This window comes from Micrococcales bacterium (genome assembly GCA_009784895.1).
In the GTDB taxonomy this organism is placed as follows: domain Bacteria; phylum Actinomycetota; class Actinomycetes; order Actinomycetales; family WQXJ01; genus WQXJ01.
In genome coordinates, this window is sequence record WQXJ01000005.1 from 64,630 (window position 1) to 72,517 (window position 7,888).

Below are 7,888 nucleotides of genomic sequence, written 5' to 3' on the forward strand. Positions count from 1 at the left end.
CGACATGTTGAACTCCATGTTTATGAGCACCGAGCCAATCGAACCGATTAGCGCCAGTCTTCCTGCCACCGGTCCGGCCAGTCTTATCTGGCTTTGCGTGGCCATCCCGCTGGTCTCGGCCGGGCTGTTGTTGGTCATGGGCCGCCGGTCCAACCCGTGGGGCCACTGGCTTGGCGTGTTGGCTTCGTCTTCCACTTTTGTGGTCGGTGTAGCCGCCTTCTTCCAGCTGCTCGGATTGGACGCGGCTGAGCGGTCGATGAACGTCAAGCTATTCACCTTCCTGCCGGCGATTGGACCAATTGGCCCGGTCGAAGCCGGTATGCAGGTTGATCAGCTTTCGATCACATTTGTGCTACTAGTCAGTTTCGTTGGTTCGCTGATCCACATCTATTCGGTGGCCTATATGGACCACGACCCGGACCGGCGGCGTTTCTTCGCCTACCTCAACCTGTTTGTGGCCTCGATGCTGCTGCTAGTACTGGGTAACTCCTATCTGCTGCTGTTTATTGGCTGGGAGGGCGTTGGTTTGGCCTCCTACCTGCTGATCGGTTTTTGGAACCACCGCGACGAATACGCCGTGGCGGCCAAGAAAGCCTTCGTGGTCAACCGGGTAGGCGATATTGGCCTGCTCGTGGCCATGATGCTGATGTTCGCCAACTTCCATGCGGTTGGATTCACCGAAGTCTTCGCACAGGCGCCGGAAGCCTCCAGTGCCCTGGTTACCGGCATCGGCATCATGCTGTTGCTTGCGGCCTGCGGCAAGTCCGCCCAATTCCCGCTTCAATCCTGGCTCGGTGACGCCATGGCCGGCCCAACACCGGTCTCTGCTCTGATCCACGCCGCCACCATGGTCACCGCCGGTGTCTATCTGGTGGTCCGCTCCGGCCCGATCTACGCCGGCGCGCCCAACGCCAAACTGGCGGTAGTCGTCATCGGCGCTATCACACTGCTGTATGGCGCCATCGTCGGCTGCGCCAAGGACGATATGAAGAAGGCCCTGGCAGCCTCGACCATGTCGCAGATCGGCTACATGATGCTGGCGGCTGGGCTAGGGCCGGTTGGCGCCGCCTTCGCCATTATGCATCTGCTGACCCATGGCTTCTTCAAGGCCGGCATGTTCCTAGGAGCCGGTTCGGTTATGCACGGCATGAACGACGAGGTCGACATGCGCCGCTTTGGTGCTGTTAGAAGCGCCATGATGGTGACCTACGTCACCTTCGGCTTGGGCTGGTTGGCCATCTTGGGCCTGCCACCCTTCGCTGGTTTCTTCTCCAAGGACAAGATCATTGAGGCGGCTTTCGAGGGCACCGGCTGGCAGCCGTGGGTCTTTGGCTTTGTCACAATGATTGGCGCCGGCATCACCGCCTTCTACATGTCTCGCCTCTTCTTTATGGTCTTCCACGGCCAGGCTCGCTGGGATGACGGCGTTCACCCGCATGAATCCCCGGCCCTTATGACTGTGCCAATGATGATTTTGGCCCTCGGCTCGGTTTCCTTGGGCTTCATCTTGTGGCTGGTTAAGTTCCCCGACTGGCTGGCCCCCATAACCGACCCGCATCACCACCACGCCGAGGCTCCGGTTTTGGCGGTGCCAGTCATTACTGGCGTCACCTTGGCACTTGTGCTGATTGGCGGCTTTTTGGCTTGGACCCTGTTTGGCACCAAGAAAGCCAAAGTGCCCAAGTTGCCGCCGGCAGCCAACGGCCTGGTTAAGGCGGCCAGGCTGGACCTCTACCAAGACCAGGTCAACCACGGCCTGTTCGTCATACCGGGTCAGGGGCTTATCAATGTCACCACAGCGGCTGACACCCATGTGGTTGACGGTTCGGTCAGGGGCTTGGGTTGGCTGATCAGCCGGTCCGGCCAGGTGGTGCGAAGACTCCAAACTGGTTATGCCCGTTCGTACGCGGCCACCATGGTGGCTGGCATGGTCATTCTCTTGGCCATTGTCCTGGCCGTGGTGTTGTGAAAGGCGCTGAATGATGGAATCTATCCCCTGGCTGACTCTGCTGATCGCGGTGCCTTCAATAGGCGCACTGGTGGTCTGGCTGGTCCCCGGTGCCGTCCGGCGCTATGCCCGCCAAGTGGCCTTTGTCTTCTCGCTGGTGGTTCTGGTCATGGCCGTGATCATGGCCGCTGGCTTCAAAACCAACGGTGGTGTTCAGTTCACCGAGAAGTACACCTGGATCCCTCGCTTCGGCATCAACTACGAAGTTGGTGTCGGTGGCATTGGTCTAACCATGGTGCTGCTGTCGGTGCTATTGGTGCCGTTGGTGCTGCTGGCGGCCTGGCGCGAACAGGAAACGCCATCTCGCAGCGCCAACTATGCCGCGCTGGTGTTGTGGCTCGAGTCGTTTATGGTAGCGATCTTCGCTGCTCGCGACGTTTTCTTGTTCTACCTGGTTTTCGAGGCCATGCTGATTCCGGTCTATTTCATGATCGGTTCATTCGGTTCTGGCGCCGTGCGCCGCAAGGCCGCTTTGAAGTTCCTGCTCTATTCGCTGGCCGGCGGTCTAATCATGCTCGGTGGCGTTATCGCCATCTGGACCCAGGCTGGCAAGGGTTATTCGGTTGGTGATTTGACCGGGATCGACTGGGGTTCGTCAACCGCTGAGCGTTTGATCTTCCTGTCCTTCTTCATCGCCTTCGCGGTCAAGGCGCCAATGTGGCCAGTTCACACTTGGTTGCCCGATGCCGCCCAGGCGGCTAAGCCCGGCACTTCAGTTTTGCTGGTGGGCGTGTTGGACAAGGTTGGCACCTTCGGCATGCTGGTGCTGTGCCTGCCGATGTTCCCCAACGCCGCCAAATGGGCCGCACCGGCCATTGTGGTCTTGGCCCTGATCTCGATTGTTTGGGGGGCGCTAATGGCAATGGGTCAAAACGACCTGCTGCGTTTGATCGCCTACACTTCGGTGTCCCACTTTGGCTTCATCGTTTTGGGCATCTTCGCCTTCAACGCCACCGCCGCGGTTGGTTCGTCGTTCTACATGATCAACCACGGCTTCTCGACTGGCGCCTTGTTCTTCTTAGCTGGCTTCTTGATTTCGAGGCGCGGCACACAGGACCTAACCCAGATGGGGCCAGGTTTGCAGCGCACGGTGCCAATGCTGGCTGGCACCTTCATGGTGGTTGGCCTCTCGGCTGTGGCCCTGCCGGGTCTTTCGACCTTCGTCTCAGAATTCCAGGTGTTAGTCGGTTCGTTTGCCAACTCCTCAACCCGGGCGCCTGCGGTCATCGCGGCCCTGGGTGTGGTGCTGGCGGCGCTGTACATCTTGTGGGCCTACCAGAAGATCTTCACCGGTCCGCCGCGCGAAGATCTGGAAGGTACCCGTGACCTCAACGCCCGCGAACTGTGGGTGGTTGGGCCGCTAATCGCCTTGATGCTGGTATTCGGCTTCTACCCCAAGCCGGCAGTCGATGTCTTAACGCCTGCCGCCAACCAGGAGCTAAAGCTGGTCACTGTCCAATGTGAGGAAGCGACTCAGGCCTGCCAGGCGGCAGCTGCCTTGGGTGACTTAGCCGAGCAGAAAGGGGGCCAGTCATGAGTTTCGGGATTGTACGCGATGAAATGTGGCTGAGCCTTGGGCTCGATTGGGCCCTATTGGCGCCCGTTGTGGTGGTGCTTGGTGGGGCCGTGCTGGCCACCTTGTTTGAGGTGGTTTTGCCCAAGTCGATTCGCAAGCCGGTTCAAGTTGTCTTGGCCCTAGTGGCCATTGCCGCTGGCGGCCTGTTGGCCGTGGTTAGGGCGCTTGACAATGCGGCGCCTCAGGTCACTGCCCAAGGTTCGTATTTCGCCGATTCGTTGACCAGTTTCCTGCAAATTGCCATCGCCGCCTCGGCCCTGCTGGCCGTCTTGGTAATGGCGGATAAAGCCGTACAAGGCGAAGACGCCTTTGCGCCGCAGGTGGCTGCCACGCCCGGTTCAGAATACGAAGAACAGGCCCGTAAGGCTGGTCTGATTCAGACCGATGTCTACCCGCTAACGCTGTTTGCCACCGGCGGCATGATGCTGTTCCCGGCGGCCGGTGACCTGATCACTATGTTCGTTGCCCTAGAGGTGTTGTCGCTGCCGCTTTACTTGCTCAGCGGTATGGCCCGCCGCCGCCGCTTGCTGTCAATGGAGGCCTCGTTCAAGTACTTCGTGCTCGGAGCGTTGTCCTCGGCCTTCTTCCTGTTTGGCGCGGCCTGGGTCTACGGCGCTACCGGCAAGCTGAAGCTGTCGGATATTGCCGGCGTGATCTTCAACGGGGCGGCTTCTTCCGACGTGGTGCTTTACGTCGGTGTGGTGCTGATCCTGATAGGTCTGCTATTCAAAGTCGGCGCGGTCCCGTTCCATTCCTGGACGCCAGATGTCTACCAAGGTGCGCCCACGCCGGTAACCGGTTTCATGGCGGCTTGCACCAAGATCGCGGCCTTTGGCGTGCTGCTGCGCATACTGTTCTCCGTGGTGCCTGGGCTCCACCAGGACCTCAAAGCGGTCTTCTGGGTGGTCGCCATCGCTTCAATGCTGGTTGGCACCGTCATTGGTGTGGTGACCAAGGACATCAAGCGGATGCTGGCTTATTCGGCCATCGCCCACACTGGTTTCATTTTGACCGGCGTGGTTTCGCTGACCTCGCAGGGCATCAGCTCGGCGCTGTTCTATCTCTTCACTTACGGCATTGCCACGGTTGGCGCCTTCGCCGTGATGTCACTGGTGCGTGAGGTCGACTCGGACGGTCACGTTCTGGGCGACGCCACCACCCTGGATCAATGGCGTGGTTTGGGCCGGCGCTCACCGCTGCTGGCCGGGATTTTCTCGGTCTTCTTGCTGGCCTTTGCCGGTATCCCGCTGACTTCTGGCTTCGTCGCCAAGTTCGCCGTCTTTGCGGCGGCCTTCGGCGCCGGTGGCTGGGTCTTGGCGGTTATCGGTCTGGCTTGCTCGGCGGCGGCTGCCTTCTTCTATGCCCGTGTGATTGTGACCATGTTCTTCTCCGGTGAACCGGGCGAAGTCGTCAGTTCCGGGGTTGGCTGCGGTGTCAGAACCACAGGTCTGACGCAAATCACAGTCGCCATCTCGCTGCTGTTTACCTTGGCCGTGGGCGTGGCGCCGAGTTGGCTGCTGAACTTCGCTAGCACCATGGCCGCCCAATTGGGCTTGTAGGGCGCGGATGGCTGAAGCTCCACCGAAGGCCGGTCTGGCTCTACCTGATCCAGACCTGGCCGCCTCGGTCGGAATCGGCATGGAACAGGTCGAAGCGACCCTGTTCAAGGCGGTCGAGGGGGATGACGAGTTCGCCTCGGCCGCCGCCCGTCACCTGCTTGATGCCGGCGGCAAGCGGCTGCGCCCCATGTTGACGCTGCTTTGCGCTCACCTAGGAGACGGTGTCAGCCAGGCAGTGGTTGACGCTGCCGCCGTGGTCGAGCTGACCCACCTGGCCTCGCTCTACCACGACGATGTCATCGACTCCGCCCCGCTTAGGCGAGGTGCGCCATCGGCCCACGAAGTCTACGGCGCCACGGTGGCGATTCTGACTGGCGACCTGTTGTTTGCCAAGGCCTCACAAATCGTGGCCGGCCTGGGCGCCGAGGCGGTCCTGATCCAAGCCCAAACCTTCGAACGGCTTTGCCTGGGCCAGATCCACGAGACAGTGGGACCAGGCCAAGGTGACCCGGTGGACCACCACATGAGGGTCCTGGCCGATAAGACCGGTGCCCTAATCGCCACTTCGGCCCGTTTTGGCGCCATGATGGCGGCCTGCCCGCCGCCGGTGATCGAAGCCTTGATTGGCTTTGGCGAAGCCGTTGGTGTGGCCTTCCAGCTAGCCGATGACATCATCGACCTGACCGGACCGGCAGCGCTGACCGGCAAGACGCCTGGCACCGACTTACGCGAGGGCGTGCCGACTATGCCGGTGCTACTGGTGGAGCAGGCCGCGCACCAAGATTTGGCGGCAGGGCGCGGGCAAACCGAGTCAGTCGATTTGGCCCAGGCCTTGGGGCAGGACTTGTCCGATGACGCCGTGCTGGCAGGCGTGGTGGCGCGCCTTGGGGCCCACCCGGCGATGGAACGCTCCCGGCAAATCGCGCTGGATTGGGCGGGCATGGCCAAAGCTCAGCTGGCGGCTCTACCGGCCGGGTCAGTCAAGGACGCACTCGCCGCCACGGCCGATCTTTTCGTCCGCCGCCTGGCCTGACCTGCGAAAACGAAGCCTTCACAACATCTTCACGCGCCCGGCGTGACCAAAACGTGACATTTGGCAGCGAGCCTAGTAGCCTGAAAGGGCTGTTGAGAAACCCTCCTCTTGACGGTCTTCGAGCGGGTGCCGAGTCCTGCCGCCGTGTCGAAGAAAACTGAACAGATGGCAGGAACGGAGGAACCAACTTTGGCCCCACTTGTTGGGGTCTTGGGGTGAAGCCGGTGGCCAGCAGGCCGGCCGGCCGGGGGTACTCCCCCCCGAACCCGACAGCTCACTCCGTAGGCGTAGGAGAGATACGTAGTGTCTAATCGAATTACGACACCGAAGCACCGGGCCGATGGGCCTGCCACCACTCCCCTCACAGCTGTTTCGGCTTCCATGGAAGGCGTTGGCCGCAAAGCGGCCGTCGCAGTGGCCTCGACCGGCATGCTAACCGCAGTGGGCGCCGCGCCGGCTTTGGCGGCTTCTGATCTTGTTGACGGCGCAGGGTTAACTTCGACCCAAGCCAGTAGCTCGGCTGCGCTGTCCTCGGCCCAAGCCAGCTCAGTACTGGGCTCCAGCTCGCTGGCCTCAGTGCCGGCGGACGCTGACTGGGCGCTGGAAGCCCCGACCGTCACGGTGGTCGACCCGCCGCCGCCACCTCCACCTCCGCCTCCCACACGGTCAAATCGTTCATACTCCGCGCCAGCGGCCACACCGGTGGCCGTGGCGCCACCGGCTTCAGTGGCCGGGAATGTCATTCTGGAAATCGCTTTCCAGTACCAAGGTGTGCCCTACGTCTACGGTGGCAACACGCCCAGGGGTTTTGATTGCTCCGGCTTTGTCCAGTACGTCTACGGGCAGGCCGGCATTTCGATCCCGCGCACTGACAGCCAAATCAGGGCCGCCGGCACGGTCGTCTCTGCGGCCGATGCCAGGCCTGGCGACGTCATCTGGAAGCCCGGCCACGTGGCCATCTTCGTGGGCGATGGCATGCAGATTGATGCGCCGCATACCGGCACCGTGGTGCAGGTTAGGGCCATTACCTTCTCCAACCCGGTTTTCCTGCGCTTCTGACGCCCTTGGGCGTCGGTGGCTTACACCAGCGGCAAACCTGCTGGTCAACGGCGAGTTGCCAGTCATCCAGACCTAGGGTAGAATAGACAGGTTGCGCTTCTCTAGACCAGGGCGGTCACGCCCGAGGCGTAGCGCGCCCTTATGGGCTAGTGGTTTGTTATCTCAATAGCGTGTTTGTGGATGTGTGTTGATGCTGGTTTTTGATTGTAACCAGCTGACATATTTATTGTTAGTTGGGGTCGATCTTTTCTGAAATTTTTTGATGGAGAGTTTGATCCTGGCTCAGGACGAACGCTGGCGGCGTGCTTAACACATGCAAGTCGAACGATGGTCCCGGGGCCCTTGGGTCCTGGGGGATTAGTGGCGAACGGGTGAGTAACACGTGAGTAACCTGCCCCAGACTTTGGGATAACTGCTGGAAACGGTAGCTAATACCAAATATGACCTTTTACCGCATGGTGGAAGGTGGAAAGCTTTTGCGGTCTGGGATGGGCTCGCGGCCTATCAGTTTGTTGGTGGGGTGATGGCCCACCAAGGCTTTGACGGGTAGCCGGCCTGAGAGGGCGACCGGCCACACTGGGACTGAGATACGGCCCAGACTCCTACGGGAGGCAGCAGTGGGGAATATTGCACAATGGGCGCAAGCCTGATGC

5 protein-coding genes, 1 rRNA gene and 1 riboswitch are annotated in these 7,888 nt (G+C 60.9%); all 6 genes read left to right on the plus strand.

All coding sequences use genetic code 11. The features are described from left to right. Positions 1 to 4: 4 nt before the first annotated feature. Complete coding sequence (gene nuoL, locus FWD29_01905) at positions 5 to 1,969, plus strand: NADH-quinone oxidoreductase subunit L (protein MCL2802699.1); 1,965 nt, start codon at positions 5 to 7, stop codon at positions 1,967 to 1,969. Positions 1,970 to 1,982: 13 nt separating this feature from the next. Continuing rightward, positions 1,983 to 3,545 (plus strand): NADH-quinone oxidoreductase subunit M, encoded by a 1,563-nt coding sequence (locus tag FWD29_01910; protein ID MCL2802700.1) that lies wholly within the window; start codon positions 1,983 to 1,985, stop codon positions 3,543 to 3,545. Next, a complete protein-coding gene (gene nuoN / locus FWD29_01915) occupies positions 3,542 to 5,143 on the plus strand; it encodes an NADH-quinone oxidoreductase subunit NuoN (GenBank protein MCL2802701.1) in 1,602 nt (533 codons plus the stop codon). The genes FWD29_01910 and nuoN overlap by 4 nt, the downstream gene beginning before the upstream one ends. Before the next feature lie 7 nt (positions 5,144 to 5,150). Further along, complete coding sequence (locus tag FWD29_01920; protein MCL2802702.1) at positions 5,151 to 6,176, plus strand: polyprenyl synthetase family protein; 1,026 nt, start codon at positions 5,151 to 5,153, stop codon at positions 6,174 to 6,176. A gap of 145 nt (positions 6,177 to 6,321) precedes the next feature. Continuing rightward, positions 6,322 to 6,479, plus strand: a riboswitch (cyclic di-AMP (ydaO/yuaA leader). Then, positions 6,480 to 7,235 (plus strand): C40 family peptidase, encoded by a 756-nt coding sequence (locus FWD29_01925; GenBank protein MCL2802703.1) that lies wholly within the window; start codon positions 6,480 to 6,482, stop codon positions 7,233 to 7,235. 259 nt (positions 7,236 to 7,494) lie between these two features. After that, positions 7,495 to 7,888 (plus strand): 16S ribosomal RNA (locus FWD29_01930); the annotation flags it as partial.

Bases quoted from the DNA above. Each gene is read 5' to 3' on its own strand.
- nuoN (MCL2802701.1), top strand. From the start codon at position 3,542: ATGAGTTTCGGGATTGTACGCGATGAAATGTGGCTGAGCCTTGGGCTC.
- FWD29_01910 (MCL2802700.1), top strand. From the start codon at position 1,983: ATGGAATCTATCCCCTGGCTGACTCTGCTGATCGCGGTGCCTTCAATA.
- nuoL (MCL2802699.1), top strand. From the start codon at position 5: ATGTTGAACTCCATGTTTATGAGCACCGAGCCAATCGAACCGATTAGC.
- FWD29_01920 (MCL2802702.1), top strand. From the start codon at position 5,151: ATGGCTGAAGCTCCACCGAAGGCCGGTCTGGCTCTACCTGATCCAGAC.